The organism is Mesorhizobium sp. M2A.F.Ca.ET.039.01.1.1, assembly GCF_003998035.1.
In the GTDB taxonomy this organism is placed as follows: Bacteria; Pseudomonadota; Alphaproteobacteria; order Rhizobiales; family Rhizobiaceae; genus Mesorhizobium.
Map to the genome: position 1 here is coordinate 1 of NZ_RZRY01001447.1, position 578 is coordinate 578.

General features: G+C 66.1%; 1 protein-coding gene. It reads left to right on the forward strand.

The genetic code is table 11. The features are described 5' to 3' along the window. Positions 1 to 129 precede the first annotated feature (129 nt). On the forward strand, positions 130 to 578 hold a 449-nt coding region (locus EOA24_RS40365), incomplete at its 3' end, for an FAD-dependent oxidoreductase (RefSeq protein WP_127410941.1).

A 578-nucleotide genomic window follows, 5' to 3' on the forward strand; every position in this document is an offset into this window, starting at 1 on the left:
GCCTGGGCACGCGCTTTCACCGCCGCTACGTCGGCGCCTGACCACGCCCCTTGGCGGGCGCCGCAAAATCCGGCACACAGATGAACGAGCCACAGCGCCTCCGCGTGCACGGCCCTTGAGGGAGATAGAATGAAAGTCATCGTGCTGGGCGGCGGCGTGATCGGGGTCACCACCGCCTACTTCCTCACCGAGGCCGGCCATGAAGTGACCGTCTACGATCGCCAGCCGGGGCCGGCGCTCGAAACCAGCTTCGCCAATGCCGGCGAAGTGTCGCCGGGCTATGCCTCGCCCTGGGCCGGGCCGGGCGTTCCGATCAAAGCCGTCAAATGGCTGTTGATGAAATACGGCCCGCTGGTGGTGCGGCCGGCGTTCGACCCGAATATGTGGACCTGGCTGCTGAAGATGCTGCGCAACTGCACGGCCGGGCGCTATGCGCTCAACAAGTCGCGCATGGTGCCGCTTGCCGAATACAGTCGCGACACGCTGAAGGCACTGCGCGAGGCGACCGGCATCACCTACGACGAACGGGCCAAAGGCACGCTGCAGCTCTTCCGCAAGCAGAAGCAGCTCGACGGCAC